Genomic DNA, 19,660 nt, shown 5'->3' on the forward strand with positions numbered 1-19,660 from the left:
CCGATGGGAGTCGCGGGCTCAACCGATGAGTCCGGTCTTCTCGCATGCCGACCGGAATTTCGGGGTGCAGATCTGATCGATCGTGTACACGCCGTCCTTGACCACCGTCTCCTTGATGTTGTCGACGGTCACGGGGACGGGGTCGAGCACAACGGCGGGGACGTTCTTGGTGGTGGGGCTGTCGACCCGCCTCTCGGCGATCTCGTCGAGCTCTTCGCCTCGGCGCAAGGCGACGGCCATGGCGGCCGCGGCGTCCGCTTCGGGCTGGTAGGGCTTGTAGACGCTCATGTACTGCTCGCCGCTCACGATGCGCTGCACGGCCGCGAGCTCCGCGTTCTGGCCGGTGACGGGAGGCAGCGGCTCGATCTTTGCGGCCTTGAGGGCGGAGATGGCGCCGGTCGCGAGGTTGTCGCTGGCGGCATAGACGCCGTCGATGTTGTCGGCCCCCAGGGCGGCGACGGCACTGGACATGCTGGCGTGGGCCTCCTCCGACCGCCATCCGGGGGCGTCGTACGCCTTGCCGATCTTCACCTTGCCCTGGAGTACGGAGAGCGCGCCCCTTTTGAAGGTGGCCGCGTTCGGGTCGGTCGGGGAGCCGTTCAGCATGACGATCTGAGCGCCGTCCGCCTTGTCGCCCAGGGCTTCGAGAAGGGCCTCGCCCTGGAGCACGCCGACCCGCTCGTTGTCATAGGACACATAGCCCGAGATCGGCCCCTCCGCGAGGCGGTCATAGGCGACCACCGGGATACCCGCACGGTCCGCCTTCTCGACCGAGGACCGGAGCGACCTGGCGTCGACCGGGTCCAGGATCAGGACCTCGACCCCCTTGGTGATCATGACGTCCACCTGCTGCTGCTGAGCGGCCACGTCCAGCTGGGCGTTGGCGTACTCCACCGTGCAGTCGTCGCACAGCTCCTGGATCCGCTGCTCGATCAGCGGCCTGTCCCACGTCTCGTAACGGGAACTCTGGCTCGACGGGAGCAGCAAGCCGATCATGGAGCCGCCGTTGGTCGCAGTGATTCCCCCGGAATCGCTGGGCTCGCCGACCGTCCCGCAGGCGGCGAGGCCGACGGCCAGGGTCACGGTGGCCGCGGTGACGACAGCACGGCCCGGATGGGCGCGTACTCGGGGACCTCCCTGGCTCATGCGAGAGACCTTCCTGACTGTCCACGCCGGCCCTTCGCTGCCAGGTTAGTCGGGCGTGCTGGTGCGGCCCGCGATGCTCGTGGGCGGACCGGCCGAGCAGGTGTGGCGCCGCGCGGGGAGGTCCGGAACGGGCCTCACTCGCGGACGCCTGCGCGCGTGTCGTTCACGGGCGGCACGCGCGCGTGCCGCTCACGGACGGTGTGCCGTCAGCCGGGCCGCAGAGGCGATCGTGGCGCGAGCCTCGCGTTCCGAGAGGCCGGTGTGGATCGCGGCGTCGACGAGTGGGGCGGCGAGTTCCTCGCCGATGCCGTTCTCGTAGGCGCGGCAGGCGGCCCAGAACAGGCGTGTGTTGCGCTGCCCTTCGTGCGCGGCGAGTACGAACTGGACGAGGCCCTGCCCGTGTTGGCCGGCGGACGGGGGCGTCGGGTGGTGCGGGCGTGGTGGGGGAGTGATCAGCCGCAGCAGGGCGGGCGGGCAGGGAGCGGGTGCCAGGAGGGCGGTGCCCGGCACGGTGCTGTAGACGCCGTGATCGGTGCGTGAGCCCGGGCCGACGAGATATCCGCCGGCGCCGCGGATGTCGATGCCGGGGGCGAGCCGGCCGGCGGAGTTGGGGACGACGACGTCGGGCGGGCCCGAGAGCCACAGATGACGGCCGCCGCTGGGGGTGATCACGACGACCGTGTCCGGGATGGTGAAGAGGTGGCGCAGTGCGAGTTCGCGCAGGGCGGCCGGGGAGTCCGTACCGGACTTGGTGTCGAGGTCGACGCCGATCAGGTGGTGCGGGGGCAGCCCGCAGGCGATGCCGTAGCCGGTCGCCCAGGGGGCGGCGACGAAGAGCTCTCGGATGCGCCGAGGGTCGTTCGACGCGTCGTACACGCCGTGGCCGAGGCGTCCGCATTCGCCACGGCAGAGAGCGGGTTCGGGGTCCGTGCGGTGCGGTGAACGCAGCGCGGGGAGCTTGGTGCGGGACAGCGGTATGACGGCCAGTCCGCGTTCGGCTGCGGAGAGGGCATGGGCGAGGGCCAGGGTCGTGGCATGCCGGTCGGTGGTGGCCATGCCTCCTATGTTCGTACGCATGTTCGATAAAGGGAAGAGGGTATGGGGCGGTATCGGTCTCTGCGGCTGGTTTATCGCCTTGATCATCATGCTTGGGGGCGAATCACGGCTTCTGAGGTGATTTCGTCACGGAATGGGTGGGCAACTCTGCCCTCGCGACGTCGTGAACCCGTCCCGGGCGGTCGGCCAACTGCCCGGCGACACCGCGTGCTTCCGGTGCTCCACCGGTGTGTACGTCCGCTTCTGGTTGATCCGCTTCTGGATGATCTGGACGATTCTGGAGGAACAGACATGGCAAGCATCCGCACCGCCCGCGTCATCGCCGCCGTCGCGGCTCTGCCGCTCTCGGCCGCCCTCTTCGCGGGTGTCGCGTCGGCCGACAACGGCCCTCTCGCGGACGACGGATCGAACGCCGCCGCGGCCGCGGTCGGCGCCGGCGGCGTCGGCGGCGACAACTACGGCACCTCGTCGACCACCCAACAGCAGGCGGTCGGCTTCGGCGCCCTGAACCAGAGCCCCACCGCCCATGTGAACGGCTCCGAGGACACGGCGATCGACCAGTCGAGCGAGACGGTCCTGATCTACTTCGCCGACATGTGGTGACACGTCGCCGGCGGCGGTCTTGACACCGGCCACGTATCTGACGGACAGTCAGAAACTCTTGCCGGTACGAACCGAGAGGCCGCCGCCGTGCACCTCGCCCCCACCGTGCGCCAGCAGCAACTGCGTGCCGAACTGCGTACGTACTTCCGGGATCTGATGCCGGACGGACCGCCCGCCGCCGGGGACGCGGAAGGCCGGCGGCGGCTGCTGCGCCGCATGGGGCGCGACGGGCTGCTCGGGCTCGGCTGGCCCGTGGAGTACGGGGGGCAGGGCCGTGGTCCCGACGAGCAGTTCGTGTTCTTCGACGAGGCGTACCGCGCGGGCGCCCCGGTCTCGATGGTGACGCTGAACACCGTCGGACCGACCCTGATGAAGTACGGCACGCAGGAGCAGAAGGACCGCTTTCTGCCGGGCATCCTCAGCGGCGACATCGTCTTCGCGATCGGATACAGCGAGCCGTCGGCCGGGACGGATCTCGCCTCGCTGCGGACGCGCGCCGTGCGCGACGGAGCCGACGGCGGGGACTGGCTGATCGACGGGCAGAAGATCTTCACGTCGAACGCCCAGCACGCCGACTGGATCTGGCTGGCCTGCCGCACCGATCCCGACGCGCCCAAGCACCAGGGCATTTCGATCATTCTCGTCCCGACTGATGCGCCCGGCTTCTCCTGGACGCCGATCGAGACCGTGGGCGGCCTGACGACGACGGCGACCTACTACGACGGGATACGCGTCCCGGCCTCGAACCTCGTGGGCGACGAGAACGGCGGCTGGGGACTCATCACCAACCAGCTGAACCACGAACGGGTCGCGCTGGCCGCGCTCGGAATGCAGGCCGAGGACATGTACGAGGCGGTACTGGCTGCCGCTCGGGCACCCGATCCAGTGACGGGCGAGCGACGCATTGACGCGCCTTGGGTGCGGTCGCGACTGGCCGAGGTGCATGCCCGACTGGCGGCAACGCGCCTGCTCAACTGGCGTTTGGTGGGGGATGTGGGGGCGGGGCGGCTGGTTCCCGGCGATGCGAGCGGCGTGAAATTCGCGGGAACGGAATCGGCAGTCGAGGCGTATCGCATGTGTCAGGAGATCGCGGGGGAAGCGGGGCTGGCGCGGGCCGGATCGCCGGGGGCCTTCGGGGACGGCGAGCTGGAGCGGATGAACCGGGCGGCGCAGATCAACACCTTCGGGGGCGGGGTGAGCGAGGTGCAGCGGGAGATCGTCGCGACGATGCGGCTCGGGATGCACAGGGGGCGGCGGTGAGCACGGCGGGACGGGCGGATACCCGTGGTTCCACGGTGGACATGGCGGGCGGGGCGGATTCGAGAAGCATGTCGGGGGATACGGCGGACACGAATGGGCGGGCGAGTTCCGGCAGCTCCTCGACCGACACGGCGGGCGACATTTCGCTTTCGTACCAGCGGCTGAAGGCGTACGAGGGACGGCCGGCCGCCGTCGCGGGCGTGGGCAAGGACCCGGTCAACGAGCCGATGATCAGGCACTGGTGCGAGGCGATGGGGGACACCAACCCTGCCTACGCCGGCCCTGACGCCATAGCGCCGCCCACCATGCTCCAGGCCTGGACGATGGGCGGCCTCTCCGGCCACGAGGCGCGCAGTGGTGCGTACGACGAGTTGCTCACCCTGCTGGACGGCGCCGGGTACACGTCGGTGGTCGCCACCGACTGCGAGCAGGAGTATCTGCGGCCGCTGCGGCCGGGTGACGAGATCACCTTCGACGCGGTGATCGAATCGGTCTCGGAGCGCAAGACGACCAAGCTCGGGACGGGGCACTTCGTCACGACGCGGATGGACGTCAGGGCCGGTGCGGACGGTGAGCTCGCCGGGACGCACCGGTTCCGGATCCTCAAGTACGCTCCGGCGCCACGGTCGGCCGGGCATACCGGACAGCAGGTCCACGAGGCCCGGGAACCGAAGCCGCGACGGCCCCGACCGGTGATCAACCGGGACAACGCCGGGTTCTGGGAGGGCGTTGCGCGCCACCGGCTGCTCGTCCAGCGCTGCCGGGGGTGCGGCACACTGCGCTTCCCCTGGCTGCCGGGGTGCAACGCATGCGGCGGGCAGGAGTGGGATCCGGTCGAGGCGAGCGGCGAGGGCACGGTGTTCAGTTATGTCGTGATGCACCACCCGCCCTTCCCGGCCTTCGACCCTCCGTTCGCGGTGGGGCTGATCGAGCTGGCCGAGGGGGTGCGGATCGTCAGCAACGTGGTCGGCGTGGCGCCCGACAAGGTGCGGATCGGGATGCCGGTACGGCTCGAGATCCTGCGCGTGGACGATGAGTTGGAGCTGCCGGTCTTCCGCGCGACCGAGGGTGCGGCCGGGCCTGTCGCGGGAGGGAGGATCTGACATGGACTTCACTCCCACGCCGGAACAGGCGGCGGCCCACGGGCTCGCCGCGCAGATCTTCGGTGACCTGTCCACCCCGGAGCGGCTGGCCGCGACCGGCGGCGGCACCGACGCGGAGTTGTGGAAGGCGCTGTGCGAGGCGGGCCTGCCGGGCGCGGTCGAGGAGACCGGGCTGCTCGGGCTGGTGCTGATGCTGGAGGAACAGGGGCGGACGACGGCCCAGGTGCCGTTCGCCGCGAGCTGTGTGTACGGGGTGCTGGCGGTGGGCGCGCACGGCACGGAGGAGCAGCGGGAGCGGCTGCTGCCCGGGCTGTGTGACGGCACGGTGGTCGCCACGGGCGCGTTGGCGCCGCGCGGTGCGATACGGGCGGGGGCGGCGGCGGGTGGCGGACCGGGCCATGGGGCGGTTCAGGGCGAACGAGGCGCCCTGAGCGGGACGGTGCCCTGGGTGCCGTGGCTGCGCGATGCCACTCATGTCCTGGTCGTGGACGCCGACGACGGCCTGTGGCTCGTACGGACCGCCGACGCGCTGACGGAGCCGGTCGAGCTGACCGCGCCCTGGTCGGCGGGACGGCTGGTCCTGGACGGGACGCCGGCGGAGCGGCTCGGAGCCGGACGCCTTGGACCGGACACCCCTTCCCCGTACGCAGACGTGCTGGCCATCGCCCGCACCGCCTTCGCCGGGCTGCAGGCCGGGGTGTGCGCGGGCTCGCTCGCGCGCGCCGTGGCGCACACCAACGCCCGCGAGCAGTTCGGCAGACCTCTCGCCGCCAAGCAGGGCGTCCAACTCCGCGCCGCCGACGCGTACATGGACACCGAGGCGATACGGGTCACGGCGTACGAAGCGGCATGGCGGCGCGACCAAGCGCTCGACTACGGCACGCATGCCCTGACCGCCGCCTGGTGGGCGTCGGAGGCGGGCCAGCGCGTCGTCCACGCGGGTCAGCATCTGCACGGCGGTACGGGCGCCGACCTCGACCATCCTGTGCACCGGCACTTCCTGTGGGGCCGGCAACTGGACGCGTATCTGGGCCCCGGGAGCCAAGTACTGGAGGAACTGGGCGACGTGATCGCGAAGGGAGGGGGCCGGACATGAGCAACATGGGCAGCGCACCACCCGTTCGGGTGTTCAGCCGTGGCGACGAACTTCCGCCGCTGGAGATCCCGATCACCCGCACACTGATCGTCGCGGGAGCCATCGCCTCCCGCGACTACCAGGACGTGCATCACGACGCGGAGCTCGCCAGGGAGAAGGGTTCCCCCGACATCTTCATGAACATCCTCACCACCAACGGGCTCGTCGGGCGCTACATCACCGATCACTTCGGCCCCGCGGCCGTGCTCCGCAAGGTGGCGATACGGCTCGGAGCGCCCAACCACCCCGGCGACACCATGGTGCTGACCGGCACGGTCGAGGAGACCGACGGCGAGACCGCCGTGGTCCGGGTCGTCGGCGCCAACGGCATCGGCAGACATGTCACGGGCACGGTGACGGTGACGGTCCCCCGCGCGGCGGCCGCCGCACCCGCAGGCGGTCCGGCAGGGGCCGCGTCATGAGCGTACGCAACCGTGACTCCCTCGGCGGACGGGCCGCGATCGCCGGTATCGGTGCCACCGAGTTCTCGAAGGACTCGGGACGCAGCGAGCTGAAGCTGGCCGTCGAGGCCGTGCAGGCCGCGCTCGACGACGCCGGGCTCACCCCCGCCGACGTCGACGGCATGGTCACCTTCACCATGGACACAAGCCCCGAGATCACGGTCGCCCAGGCCGCGGGCATCGGCGAGCTGTCCTTCTTCTCCCGGATCCACTACGGAGGCGGCGCGGCCTGCGCCACCGTCCAGCAGGCGGCGCTCGCGGTGGCCACCGGGGTGGCCGAAGTCGTCGTCTGCTACAGGGCGTTCAACGAGCGCTCGGGCAGGCGGTTCGGCTCCGGCGTGCAGCACCGTGAGCCGTCCGCTGAGGGCGCGGCGCTCGGCTGGTCGCTGCCGTTCGGCCTGCTCACACCCGCGTCCTGGGTGGCGATGGCGGCACAGCGGTACCTGCACGCGTACGGACTGACACCGGAGGCGTTCGGCCATGTCGCCGTCATGGACCGTGCGTACGCGGCGACGAACCCGGCGGCCTACTTCCACGGGAAGCCGATCACGCTCGAGGACCATACGGCGTCGCGCTGGATCGTCGAGCCCCTGCGGCTCCTCGACTGCTGCCAGGAGACGGACGGCGGTCAGGCGATCGTGGTGACGTCCCTGGAGCGCGCTCGCGATCTGCCGCAGCCGCCGGCGGTGATCACGGCCGCGGCCCAGGGCGCCGGGCGCGGCCAGGAGCAGATGACCAGCTTCTACCGCGACGACCTCACGGGACTGCCCGAGATGGGCGTGGTGGCGCGCCAGTTGTGGCGCGGCTCCGGGCTGACGACCGGAGAAGTCGACGTGGGGATCTTGTACGACCACTTCACACCGTTCGTGCTCATGCAGCTGGAGGAGTTCGGCTTCTGCGGGCCCGGAGAGGCCGCGGACTTCGTCGCCGAACGCCGGCTGCCGCTGAACACACACGGCGGTCAGCTCGGCGAGGCGTATCTGCACGGGATGAACGGGATAGCGGAGGGCGCCCGGCAGCTGCGTGGCACATCGGTGAACCAGATACCGGGAGCCGCCCGGGTCCTGGTCACGGCGGGCACAGGTGTTCCCACATCAGGGCTGGTCCTGGGGGCGGACGACTGAGGGGAGCCGGTGTCCGTACTGCAAGGGGACTCGCCTCTCCGTAATCAACCCTGAGGACTGCGCTCGGTGTCCTCCAACCCCAGAAGGTGGGGACACGGTCGGCCCTACAACCTGAGGGGGACAGGTCTTCGGCACCTGCGGCCGATTCGTCGGTGGTGTGGTCGCTCCTAGCGTGGGAGCCATGACCACGCCTGTCTGCACCAGCGCATCGAAGGCCGCGGGAACGGCGCACGCGGCGTACCGGATACACCCCGCACGCTCGGCTCACCCGGCACATCCGGCGTACCCGTCGTTCGCCTCGTTCGTCCAGGCGCGCGGTCCCGTACTGCTGCGCACGGCACGTTCGTTGACGGGGAACCCGAGCGATGCCGAGGATCTGCTGCAGACGGCGCTCGCGAAGACGTATGTCGCATGGGACCGGATCGAGGACCACCGGGCCCTCGACGGCTATGTGCGGCGCGCGTTGGTGAACACGCGTACGTCACAGTGGCGCAAGCGTAAGGTCGACGAGTTGGCCTGCGACGAGCTTCCCGAGCCTGACCTGGTGCCGGTCGGCGACCCGGCCGAGCAGCAGGTGCTGCGCGACGCGATGTGGCGCGCGATCATGAAGCTGCCGGCCCGGCAGCGCGCGATGGTCGTCCTGCGGTACTACGAGGACCTCAGCGAGGTCCAGACGGCCGAGGTGCTCGGGGTGTCCGTCGGCACGGTCAAGAGCGCGGTGTCGAGGGCGCTCGGCAAGCTGCGGGAGGACCCGGAGCTCGCACCCGTGCGCTGAGCTGCAGCGCATGTGAACTGCGTCGCCCATGAGGCAGTGGAGGCAGTGGAGGCTGAGGACTGCGGCACGTGCGAAACCGAGGCGCGGGAGATGTGCCGCTCCTGCTCGACGACGGTGATCGATCATCCCCGGGACTAGTGACATACCACGCGGTATGTGCGCAGAATTTGCCGAACCCCTACTGCCGCGTAGGCAATGTCGCCCCGGGAGGATGCCGTGCTGAGCACCATGCAGGACGTACCGCTGTTGATCTCCAGGATCCTTGTCCACGGATCCACGATCCACGGCACCTCGCAGGTGACCACATGGACCGGCGAAGGCGAGCCGCAGCGCCGCAGCTTCGCCGAGATCGGTGCTCGATCCGCCCAGCTCGCGCACGCCCTGCGGGACGACCTCGGTGTCGCGGGCGACGACCGTGTCGCGACCCTCATGTGGAACAACGCCGAGCACGTCGAGGCGTACTTCGCCATCCCCTCCATGGGCGCCGTCCTGCACACGCTCAACCTGCGGCTGCCCGTCGAACAGCTCGCGTGGATCGTCAACCACGCCGCCGACCGCGTCGTCATCGTCAACGGCTCCCTGCTCCCGCTGCTCGCCCCGCTCCTCCCGCATCTGCCGACCGTCGAACACGTCGTCGTCTCCGGCCCCGGCGACCGCTCCGTCCTCGACGGCGCCACCGCGCAGGTGCACGAGTACGAGGAGCTGCTCGCGGGCAAGCCCACCGCGTTCGACTGGCCTGAGCTGGACGAACGCCAGGCCGCGGCCATGTGCTACACCTCCGGCACCACCGGCGACCCCAAGGGCGTCGTCTTCTCGCACCGTTCCGTCTATCTGCACTCCATGCAGGTCAACATGGCGCAGTCGATGGGCCTGACCGACCAGGACACGACACTCATCGTGGTCCCCCAGTTCCATGTCAACGCCTGGGGGCTGCCGCACGCCACCTTCATGACCGGCGTCAACATGCTGATGCCGGACCGCTTCCTGCAGCCCGCCCCGCTCGCCGAGATGATCGAGAGCGAGCGCCCGACGCACGCGGCCGCCGTGCCGACCATCTGGCAGGGCCTGCTCGGCGAGCTCCACGCGAAGCCGCGCGACGTCAGCTCGCTCGGGCAGGTCACCATCGGAGGCTCGGCCTGCCCGCCGTCCCTGATGGAGGCGTTCGACAAGCTGGGGATGCGGGTCTGCCACGCCTGGGGCATGACGGAGACCTCCCCGCTCGGCACGATCGCCCGTCCGCCCGCCCATGCCGTCGGCACCGACGAGGAGCTCGCGTACCGCCTCACGCAGGGCCGCTTCCCCACGAGCGTCGAGGCGCGGCTGAGGGGACCGGGCGGCGAACGGCTGCCGTGGGACGGCGAGTCGGCGGGCGAGCTGGAGGTCCGGGGCCCGTGGATCGCCGGTGCGTACTACGGAGGGGCGTCCGGTGAGCCGTTCCGTCCGGACGACAAGTTCAGCGAGGACGGCTGGCTGAAGACCGGCGACGTCGGCACGATCAGCCCCGACGGCTTCCTCACGCTCACCGACCGGGCGAAGGACGTCATCAAGTCCGGCGGCGAGTGGATCTCCTCGGTCGAGCTGGAGAACGCGCTGATGTCGCACCCGGACGTCGCGGAGGCCGCGGTCGTCGCCGTCCCGGACGACAAGTGGGGCGAACGCCCCCTCGCCACCGTGGTGCTGAAGGAGGGCGCGACCGCCGACTTCGAGACGCTGCGGTCCTTCCTCGCCGACGAGGCCCAGATCGCCAAGTGGCAGCTGCCCGAGCGCTGGACGATCATCGGCGCCGTGCCGAAGACGAGCGTGGGCAAGTTCGACAAGAAGGTGCTGCGCAGGCAGTACGCGGACGGCGAGCTGGACGTCACGCAGATCTGACCCGGAGTGATCGCGGCGGGCGGGCACCCAGTGCCCGCCCGCCGTGGTACGTCTGCCCTCAGCCCGTGGTCAGTTCGTGCCGATCTTCGCCAGCAGGTCCACGATGCGCGTCTGCACCTCGGCGCTGGTGGAGCGCTCCGCCAGGAACAGAACCGTCTCTCCGGCGGCGAGCCGCGGCAGTTCGGCCTGGTCGACGGCCGCGGTGTAGACGACGAGCGGCGTGCGGTTCAACTGGCCGTTCGCGCGCAGCCAGTCGACGATTCCGGCGCGTCGGCGGCGTACCTGCATCAGGTCCATCACGACCAGGTTCGGACGCATCTGCGCCGCCAGCGTCACCGCGTCCGCGTCGTCCTGCGCCCGCGCGACCTGCATGCCGCGCCGCTCCAGCGTCGCGGTGAGCGCGAGCGCGATCTCCGCGTGCTCCTCGATGAGGAGGACGCGCGGCGGATGCTGCTCGCTGTCGCGCGGCGCCAGGGCCTTCAGGAGTACGGCGGGGTCGGCGCCGTACGCCGCCTCGCGGGTCGCCTGGCCGAGTCCCGCCGTCACCAGCACCGGCACCTCGGCGGCGACGGCGGCCTGACGCAGCGACTGCAGCGCCGTACGCGTGATCGGACCGGTCAGCGGGTCCACGAAGAGGGCGGCCGGGAACGCCGCGATCTGTGCGTCGACCTCCTCGCGGGAGTGCACGATCACGGGCCGGTAGCCGCGGTCGCTCAGCGCCTGCTGCGTGGGGACGTCGGGCGCGGGCCAGACGAGGAGTCGGCGCGGGTTGTCCAGCGGCTCGGGCGGCAGTTCGTCGTCCATCGGCTGAGGCGTGGGCCGGTCGGCGACCTCGACGGCACCGCCGGGGCCGTCGAGCGGCTCCGGGCCCTCGTCGGCGTCCTCGTCGGGCGCCCCGATGGCGTACGAGCGGCCGCCGCCCTCCGTGGACGTGGCCAGCCTGGACTGCGGCTGGGCACCGGGCGCGGTGGCCTCCGGGTGCGGGCGGGCCGCCGTCTCCGGCCGGTCACCGCTCGGCTCGGGCGGTGTCGCGAGCTTGCGGCGGCGGCCCGAACCCGTGGGGTTGGCGGGCGGGGGCGTCGTCTGCGCCTGGTGTGCAGTCGTCTGTGCGGGTACCGCGGGTGCGGGCGCGGGTGCCTGTGCCTGCCGGGGTGCCTGGGCCCCCGGCAGCTGTGCGGCCGACAGGGGCTGCGGGGCACGAGGACCCGGTGCGTCCGGTGCGGGCCGGGCCGGACGGCCCGGCGAACGCTGCGGCTCGGCGATCTGGCGGCCGAACGGCACGCCCTGGCCCAGGGTGCGCACGCTGATCGCGCGCCCCTGCGTCGAGTTCGCGTCACCGGCCGGGGCCTCGGCGGGCAACGGCTGAGCGGCCCGCGGCCCGAGCTGCGGCGGGAGCGCGACGCCGCGCCCGTGGGTCGTCGGGCCGTTCGGCGGGGTGGCGGCCTGTGGCGGCGCGGGCTGTGCGGCGGGTGCGGGCTGCGCGGCAGGCGTGGGGTTCGCGACCGGTGTGGCTCGGGCGGCCGGCGCGGCTTGTCCCTGCTGCGGGTCAGGAGTGGCCTGTGCCGGTACGCCTGTGGCGGGGGTTCCGCTGTCCGGCCAGGGCTGAACGGCTGCCGGCGAGGGCTGGGCAGGCTGTTCCCCCGCGCCGGACGGGGTGGGCCGGCCGGGCTGGGCGGACGGGGCCGGCATCGGCTGCCCGTTGTGGGTGGCGTCGGGGGCCGGAACGGGCATGGCGGAAGCGGGCGTTGCGCCGTTCGTCCAGGGCTGAGCCGTGAATACGGGCTGAGCCGTCTGAACGAACTGGCCGTTCTGCGCTGTCTGTGCCGGTTGTGCAGTCTGCGTCGCCTGCCCGGCCTGCACGGACTGCCCGTTGAGCGCGGGACGCGCAGCCTCAGCAGTCTGTGCAGCGTGACTGTGCCGAGCGTCCTGCGGGTGAGGTGCCCGCTGAGGCTGCTGCGGCGCGGCCTGAGCATGCGGTGCGCTCTGCACGGGAACACCGGACGCCGTCGCAGGTACCGGTCCGGCTACGGCAGCCTCCGCAGGCGCCCCCGCCGCCGAAGCGGCCACGGGCGATGCAGCCGGCAGTGCCCCCGGCACCGGCGCCGCCATCGGTTCCTGCTGTCCGTGCGTGACGGCCTGCTGTTCCTGCGTCTGGAGTGCGTTCGGCTCCTGCTCGGCCGGAGCGGTGCGGCGGGCCCGGCGGCGACCCGTCGCTGCCGAGGTCGGGTGGGGCTGCGGCGGAGTGTGGTCGTCGGCGGGGTCGTGGAGCGCCGTCGCATGCTGTCCGGAATCGTCCCCGCCGCCCGGCGCCCGGTCCGCCTCGGCGGGCGGCAGCGCGAAGGCAGCCCGGGCGCTCGTCTCTTGCCCAGCGCCCCTGTCCGTGGCACTGGCCAGTGCGCGCCGGGCACGACGCCCTGCGGGCTGCCCGACGCCGGAACCCGAAGTGCCGCCTCCGCCGTTCCCGGCAACCCCGTTCGAGCCGGGGGCGCCGGGCAGCCCGGCGGGCGGGACAGCCCCCAGCGCCTCCCCGGCCCCGGACTCGGCGCCTGCCGACGATGCCGGCCCGTCGGGTCCCTCAGTCCCCTCTGCTCCCTGTGCCGTCGCCCCCGCCGATGCGGCAGGCAGAGCGGGCAGAGCGCGCTGTTCATCGGCGTCGCGCCGCGCACGCCGGCCCGTGGGAACCGGTACGCCCTGGGGCGGCACCGCCTCACCGAGCGCCGCCGATCCGGCCGCATGCTCGGCCGCGGTCACCACGGCACCCTCCGCGGGACTCGGCCGCCCGCGCCGCCGTCCCGTACCGCCGCCGGCCGGGCCCGAAGCCTGCGCCGGCAGCTGCGGCTGTACCGCGTCGCCGGCGCCCGCCGGCTCCTCCGCACGCCGCCGGCGACGCCGCCCGGTCGGAACGGCTCCGCCGTCCGCCGCCGCACCGGAACCATCCGCGTCGCGCCCCTGCGTACCGGATTCACCGGCCCCGCCGGGACCGTCAAGGAAGGCGTCCACCGAGGCCCGCCGAGCCCGCCGACGCCCGCCACCCGTGGCCTGCGCAGGGACCATCGCCGTTGCGCCCGCGTGCCCCGTCTCGGCGCCGGAGGCACCCGTACCGGCCGCGGCAGCACCAGAACCGTCGGTACCGGAACCGGCCCCGGTCGCATCGGCCGCCGGATGTACGAGAGCAGTGGTCGGAACGGTCCCTGCCCCGCCCCCGATCGGCACCTCGAGGACATACGCGCTGCCGCTCATGCCCGGCACCTCGTGCGTCTGCAGCACGCCGCCGTGCGCGCGCACGATGCCCTGCACGATCGGCTGGTGGACCGGGTCGCCGCCGGAGTAGGGACCGCGCACCTCGATGCGTACGACCTCGCCGCGCTGGGCCGCCGCGACGACGACCGTCGAGTCCATGTAACCGCCCGCCGAGACCGGCGCGTTGCCCGTGGCGTCGACGCCCGCGACATCCGCGACGAGATGCGCGAGTGCCGTCGCGAGCCGCTCCGGGTCCACCTCGGCCTCGAGCGGCGGGGCGTGCACGGCGAACTGCGCGCGCCCGGGGCCGATCAGCTCGATCGCCCCCTCGACGCCGGCCGCCACGACCCCGTCGAGCATGACCGCGCGCCTGGCGAGCTGCTCCACGCCCTCGTCGAGCCGCTGGTAGGCGAGCACGTTGTCGACGAGCGTGGTCATGCGCGCGTAGCCCGCGGCCAGGTGGTGCAGGACCTGGTTCGCCTCGGGCCACAACTGCCCCGCGTCGTCGGCGGCCAGCGTGGAGAGCTCGCGCCGCAGCTCATCGAGCGGCCCGCGCAGTGATCCGCCGAGCACCGCGAGCAGCTGCTCGTGCCGCGCTGTCAGCTCCTCGAATCGGTCCTTCTCACGCTCGGCCAGGGCCGCGTACCGCTCCTTCTCGGACGCGAGCTCCTCCGTGTGCCGCTCGGTGATCCCGGCGAGTTCCTCGGCGTGCTCCTCCTCGACCTGTGCGAGCTCCTCCGCGTGCCGCCGCGCCGCGGATTCCTGCTCTTCCGCGTGCTTCCGCTCCGCGGTTTCCTTCTCCGCGGCGAGGGCCTCGTACGGCCGGCGGTCGGTGAACGTCAACACCGCACCGACGAGCTGGTCACCGTCCCGCACCGGCGAGGTCGTCAGATCGACCGGCACCTTGTCGCCGCTCTTGGACCAGAGAACCTGCCCGCGCACCCGGTGCTTGCGACCGGACCGGAGCGTGTCGGCCAGCGGCGACTCCTCGTACGGGAAGGGCTCGCCGTCGCCCCGCGAGTGCAGCACCAGCGCGTGCAGGTCCTGTCCGCCCAGGTCACTGGCCCGGTACCCGAGGATCTGCGCGGCGGCGGGATTGACGAGGACGACCCGGCCCTCGGTGTCGGTCCCGACCACACCCTCGGCCGCGGCCCGCAGGATCATCTCGGTCTGCCGCTGGGAACGCGCCAGTTCGGCCTCGGTGTCGACGGTCCCGGTGAGATCGCGTACGACCAGCATCAGCAGCTCGTCGCCGGTGTAGGCGGGGCTGCTGTCGTACGCCTGCTGGCCGTTCTCCAGGTTCGCGCTGCTGACCTCGACGGGGAACTCGTTTCCGTCGGTGCGCCGCGCGATCATCCGGGTCGGCTTGGTACGTCCCTGTTCGTCCGTCGTGTCGGGCCGCCGCATCGATCCCGGGATCAGCCGTGAGTCGAACTCCGGCAGCAGATCGAGCAGTCCACGCCCGACGAGTGCCGTGCCGGGTGCCTCGAAGGTCTGGAGGGCGATGGTGTTGGCGTTGACGACGGTGCCGTTGGCGTTGACCAGGACGAGGGCGTCCGGCAGCGCGTCGAGTATGGCTGCGAGGCGAGCAGCGCCTCGGGATGGCCTGCTGCTCACGACGACGCTTCCTCCCTGTTACCGCACCTTGCCGACCGCCGAGGCCATCTTGCCCCGCGGCCCGCGGTGTGTCACGGGAGGGAGTCTAAGGGCAGTGGTTGCGCTCGCGGCGCCGGATGAGAGGGAGGTCGCACGCAGAACAGACGTAGATGCTGTGACCATGGCCCCGACCTGCCGACGCATCGGCTAGAAGCGGACGATTGCCTGACTCCCGAACGACTGAACTACGGCCGGACCACGCTCGAGGTGTCGGCCACCGGCTATGACCGGACCACGGTCAAGGTGCCGCCCACCGGCTATGACCGGACCACGGCGAGGCGCCGGTCACCGGCTACGGCCGGACCATGGTCTCGGCAGCCGGCTCCGGGCGGACCACGGCGAATCTAGGCCCGAACGGCCGGCAGCACCGGCACGATCGCGTCCCACCGCGCGACCTCGCAGCCGTCGCTCCTGCTGTACGTCGCGTCGACGGGCCGCCCGTGCCAGACGCCCGTGACGTGCGCCGTGGCAGGCCCGCCGTACTGCATGGTGCACATGGCGCCCTGCTGCCGGGGCGCGAACGGATCGCGGCCTTCCGCGGCCCGCTGCTCCAGGCGTCCACACGCTCCGGCCGGATTCGGATGCGTACCGCCCGCCGGTCCGCACTTGAGCTCATACGTTCCATCAGTGTCCCCTCCCGCGCCCTGGACCGTGATCGTCAGCTGGTCCGGCGCGGTGAACAACGAGGAAAGGGGCAGGGGCAGCGGGTCGGTGTCGGCGGCCGTCGCCGTGGGCGCTGCGGACAGCGCGGCGACGGAGGCGGCGGCGGTGAGAGCGAGACGGCGCAGCATGACGAGGCTCCACGGGGTGCGGGTGAGCGCCGCGTACGGCCTCTGTGCAGGTACGCGCGGCGCACGGCTCTGCCCCGTTCAACGTCCTACGCGCCGCGACGTTGCGGTGCGGCGGTGCTTTGCCCTGTGGCCTGCATGCCTAGTACCGTGGGAACCGATTGGTGACAGCCCGCTTGGCTGTGTCATCATCTGCACGCACCTACTCGCGCTCGCGCGAGCTGTTGCACTGGAGGCGTCGCCTAGTCCGGTCTATGGCGCCGCACTGCTAATGCGGTTTGGGCCTTAAAGCCCATCGAGGGTTCAAATCCCTCCGCCTCCGCTCCTTGATCCCGTAGCCCTGGTCGTCCCGACCGGGGCTTCGGTCGTTCTCCGGCTGATCTTCGGCTGGAGGTGGGCCCGGGCATCCGACGAAGACGGGCCCGGGCATGGGCCCGGGCATCCGAAGACAGGCCCGCACGTCCCGGCCGCGCTGGGACCGTTCGGTCGCAGTCTGATCGTTTCCCCAGGTCAGACGGGGTGCGGGATATGGATTTCGCCTCAGGCGGCCGTTCATGTAATGTTGTTCCCGCAACGCCGACCGGGCCGAAAAGCCCGGGAGGAAGAGCGCACAGCACAACAAAACACAGGCACTCGTAGCTTAACGGATAGAGCATCTGACTACGGATCAGAAGGTTGCAGGTTCGAATCCTGCCGAGTGCACACAGACAAGAGGCCCCGGAAGTGATCCGGGGCCTCTTGCGTTGGCGCCCGGTCGTGCAGCAGGGACCACGACCGTTCCACTGCTCGGCCTCACGACCGTTCCACTGCTCGCCCCCGGCCACCCCCGAACCCTTCACGGCGTGGCCACACAATCCAACTTTACTTGCTTAAGTCAATCAACTGACGTACCGTGATGTCCGGCGCGTACCCGATCGTCCACATGGAGGCTCGACCATGTCTCATGCCCTTCCCCGACCCGCCGATGACGGGGAGTCCGCAGCGCCGCGGGCGAATACCGTCGTGGCGGTCCTGGCCTTCGGCGGGATCGTGGTCTCGCTGATGCAGACCCTGGTAATCCCGATCGTTCCTGAGCTGCCGAAGCTCTTGAACGCCTCGTCGGCGGACACCGCCTGGGCCGTCACCGCCACGCTGCTCGCCGCCGCCATCGCCACCCCGATCATGGGGCGACTCGGAGACATGTACGGCAAGCGCCGCATGCTCCTGGTGAGCCTGGTCATGCTGGTGGCCGGATCCGTCACGGCCGCCCTCAGCGACTCCCTGACCCCGATGATCGTCGGGCGTGCCCTGCAGGGCCTGGCGGCCGGTGTCATCCCGCTCGGGATCAGCATCATGCGCGACGAGCTGCCCGCCGAACGGCTCGGCTCCGCCACCGCGATGATGAGCGCGTCCCTCGGCGTCGGCGGCGCCCTCGGCCTGCCCGCCGCGGCCTTCATCGCCGACAACTTCGACTGGCATGTGCTGTTCTGGACCTCGGCCGCCCTCGGCGTTGTCGCCTTCATACTCGTCCCGGTCCTCGTGCCCGAGTCCAAGGTGCGTTCCGGCGGGCGTTTCGACCTGATAGGCGGCATCGGTATGGCGGCCGGTCTGGTCTGCCTGCTGCTGGCGATCTCCAAGGGCGCCGACTGGGGCTGGGACAGCGGCACCACACTCGGACTGTTCGGCGCCGCGGTCGTCGTCCTGCTGATCTGGGGCTGGTGGGAGCTGCGTACCGCGCAGCCGCTGGTGGACCTGCGTACCACCGCGCGTCGTCAGGTGCTGTTCACCAACCTCGCCTCGGTGGCGCTCGGGTTCGGCATGTTCTCGATGTCCCTGGTCCTTCCTCAGCTCCTACAGTTGCCTGAGGCGACCGGCTACGGTCTGGGCAAGACGATGCTCACCGCCGGCCTGGTCATGGCGCCGTCCGGCCTGGTGATGATGGCCACGGCCCCGATCTCCGCCGCTCTCTCGAGGGCCAAGGGCCCGAAGGCGACCCTGATGGTCGGCGCCCTGATCGTGGCCGCGGGCTACGGCCTGAACATCGTGCTGATGGACGAGGTCTGGCACTTCGTGCTGGTCTCCTGCGTCATCGGCGCCGGTATCGGCTTCACGTACGGTGCGATGCCCGCGCTGATCATGGGCGCCGTGCCCGCGTCCCAGTCGGGCGCCGCCAACAGCCTCAACACCCTGATGCGGTCCATCGGCACCTCGGTCGCCAGTGCGGTCGCCGGCGTCATCCTGGCGCAGATGACCACCGACTTCGGCAGCGTCGCCCTGCCCTCCCAGGACGGCTTCCGTACCGTTCTGGCCGTCGGCGGCGGCGCGGCACTCCTCTCCTTCGCTCTCGCCGCGTTCATCCCGCGGCAGCGGCCGGCAGCCGCCGGGGCGGAGGTCGCCGCGTCGGCGACGCCGTCCGCCGGGGAGCCGGCCCTGACCGCCGCCGTGAAGACGGCGCCGAGCTGGTCGGTCGCTGCCTCGGAGTCCGGCGGTGCGTCGGCGGAGCGTGCTCGGCACACGGCCGTACTGGCCTCGGTCGCGACGGCTCAGGGCGACTCCGCGACCCGGTCCGCCGGGGGCGGGATTCCGGTGCGGGGCTTCGTCCGCGGTGCCGAGAGCGCGCCCGTGGCCGGAGCCGCGGTGACGCTGATCTCGCTCGGCGGGCGGCAGCTGGGCCGGTCGGTCGCGCACGGCGACGGGTCGTACGGTCTGGACGCGCCGAGCGCCGGTTCGTACGTCCTGATCGCGTCCGCGGACGGTTTCCAGCCGCAGGCCTCGACGATCGTCGTCAACGACGAGCCGGTCGCGTACGACATCCTGCTGAGCGGCACGAGCGGTCTGGCCGGTGTGGTGCGGTCCGCGGACAGCGGGGTCCCGGTCGCCGGGGCCGTGGTCATCGTGACCGACGTCCGCGGTGACGTCCTGGCCACCGGGCAGACCGATGCCCTGGGCGAGTTCACCATCACCGACCTGGTGCCGGGCACGGTCACCCTCGCGGTCAACTCGGCCAAGCACCGGCCGCTGGCCCTGCCCGTCGAGATCGGGGGTGCCGGCACCACGCGTATCGAGGTCGAGCTTCGGCCCGGGGCGGAGGTGCGGGGCACCGTGCGCGGCGCGGGCGCACCGCTGAGCGACGCGCGGGTGACCCTGGTGGACGCCGCGGGCAACGTGGTCGCCACGACGACCACGGGCCACGACGGGGCGTACGCCTTCTCCGACCTGGACAGCGGCGCGTACACGGTCATCGCGACCGGCTACCCGCCGCAGGCCGCCGGAGTGACCGTCGCCGGCAGCGGTGTCGACGACCACGACATCGAACTGGCGCACACCGGCGAGTAGTTCACCGGAACTCCGGCGACGGGACGGCCGTGTCCCGTCGCCGGGGACCCGCACCGTCGCCCCTCGGCGGGCAACGGGCAACGGGCAACGGCACGCACCACACAGCACGGAAGAGAGTGAAGCGCC

General features: G+C 71.7%; 13 protein-coding genes and 2 tRNA genes. 11 read left to right on the forward strand and 4 right to left on the reverse strand.

Translation table 11 applies throughout. The annotated features are described in order from the left end of the window. Nucleotides 1-18 precede the first annotated feature (18 nt). Entirely contained in the window at nt 19-1,146 is a 1,128-nt protein-coding gene (locus H1D24_RS06400; protein ID WP_181656364.1) for a sugar ABC transporter substrate-binding protein, read from the reverse strand. Nucleotides 1,147-1,335: 189 nt separating this feature from the next. Continuing rightward, nucleotides 1,336-2,202 carry a bifunctional DNA primase/polymerase gene (locus tag H1D24_RS06405; RefSeq protein ID WP_181656365.1) on the reverse strand — a complete coding sequence of 289 codons (867 nt, stop codon included), beginning with the start codon at nt 2,200-2,202 and terminating at the stop codon, nt 1,336-1,338. 291 nt (nt 2,203-2,493) lie between these two features. Here H1D24_RS06405 and H1D24_RS06410 point away from each other — a divergent pair, with 291 nt between their 5' ends. From H1D24_RS06410 to H1D24_RS06450, 8 genes are all read left to right on the forward strand, one after another. Beyond that, on the forward strand, nt 2,494-2,805 hold the full coding sequence (locus tag H1D24_RS06410; protein WP_181656366.1) for a hypothetical protein: 312 nt from the start codon (nt 2,494-2,496) through the stop codon (nt 2,803-2,805). Nucleotides 2,806-2,892: 87 nt separating this feature from the next. Next, nucleotides 2,893-4,065, forward strand: coding sequence for an acyl-CoA dehydrogenase family protein (locus H1D24_RS06415; RefSeq protein WP_181656367.1), 1,173 nt, complete (start codon nt 2,893-2,895; stop codon nt 4,063-4,065). 68 nt (nt 4,066-4,133) lie between these two features. Next, a complete protein-coding gene (locus tag H1D24_RS06425) occupies nt 4,134-5,168 on the forward strand; it encodes a bifunctional MaoC family dehydratase N-terminal/OB-fold nucleic acid binding domain-containing protein (protein ID WP_181656368.1) in 1,035 nt (344 codons plus the stop codon). Between the two features lies 1 nt (nt 5,169). Continuing rightward, nucleotides 5,170-6,264, forward strand: coding sequence for an acyl-CoA dehydrogenase family protein (locus H1D24_RS06430; protein ID WP_181656369.1), 1,095 nt, complete (start codon nt 5,170-5,172; stop codon nt 6,262-6,264). A 5-nt stretch (nt 6,265-6,269) separates the two neighbouring features. After that, on the forward strand, nt 6,270-6,725 hold the full coding sequence (locus H1D24_RS06435; RefSeq protein ID WP_181656426.1) for a MaoC family dehydratase: 456 nt from the start codon (nt 6,270-6,272) through the stop codon (nt 6,723-6,725). Next, a complete protein-coding gene (locus H1D24_RS06440; RefSeq protein ID WP_181656370.1) occupies nt 6,722-7,888 on the forward strand; it encodes a lipid-transfer protein in 1,167 nt (388 codons plus the stop codon). The genes H1D24_RS06435 and H1D24_RS06440 overlap by 4 nt, the downstream gene beginning before the upstream one ends. 181 nt (nt 7,889-8,069) lie before the next feature. Next, nucleotides 8,070-8,663 (forward strand): SigE family RNA polymerase sigma factor, encoded by a 594-nt coding sequence (locus H1D24_RS06445; RefSeq protein WP_181656371.1) that lies wholly within the window; start codon nt 8,070-8,072, stop codon nt 8,661-8,663. Nucleotides 8,664-8,858: 195 nt separating this feature from the next. Further along, a complete protein-coding gene (locus H1D24_RS06450) occupies nt 8,859-10,535 on the forward strand; it encodes a long-chain fatty acid--CoA ligase (RefSeq protein WP_181656372.1) in 1,677 nt (558 codons plus the stop codon). Between the two features lie 69 nt (nt 10,536-10,604). Here the strand turns inward: H1D24_RS06450 and H1D24_RS06455 are convergent, their stop codons facing one another. Together H1D24_RS06455 and H1D24_RS06460 are read right to left on the reverse strand one after the other, a co-directional pair. Next, nucleotides 10,605-15,392, reverse strand: a complete 4,788-nt coding sequence (locus tag H1D24_RS06455; RefSeq protein ID WP_181656373.1) for a response regulator — start codon at nt 15,390-15,392, stop codon at nt 10,605-10,607. A 383-nt stretch (nt 15,393-15,775) separates the two neighbouring features. Next, on the reverse strand, nt 15,776-16,222 hold the full coding sequence (locus tag H1D24_RS06460) for an SSI family serine proteinase inhibitor (RefSeq protein ID WP_181656374.1): 447 nt from the start codon (nt 16,220-16,222) through the stop codon (nt 15,776-15,778). A gap of 228 nt (nt 16,223-16,450) precedes the next feature. Between H1D24_RS06460 and H1D24_RS06465 the strand changes: the two genes are divergently transcribed. The 3 genes from H1D24_RS06465 (at nt 16,451) to H1D24_RS06475 (ending at nt 19,534) form a co-directional block, all read left to right on the forward strand. After that, nucleotides 16,451-16,541: transfer RNA gene (locus tag H1D24_RS06465), tRNA-Ser, on the forward strand. A 307-nt stretch (nt 16,542-16,848) separates the two neighbouring features. After that, nucleotides 16,849-16,921 (forward strand) — tRNA-Arg (locus H1D24_RS06470). A 234-nt stretch (nt 16,922-17,155) separates the two neighbouring features. Beyond that, nucleotides 17,156-19,534: an MFS transporter gene (locus tag H1D24_RS06475; protein WP_181656375.1), complete on the forward strand. Its 2,379-nt coding sequence runs from the start codon at nt 17,156-17,158 to the stop codon at nt 19,532-19,534. Nucleotides 19,535-19,660: the final 126 nt, after the last annotated feature.

The organism is Streptomyces himalayensis subsp. himalayensis, assembly GCF_013778455.1.
In the GTDB taxonomy this organism is placed as follows: Bacteria; Actinomycetota; Actinomycetes; order Streptomycetales; family Streptomycetaceae; genus Streptomyces; species Streptomyces himalayensis.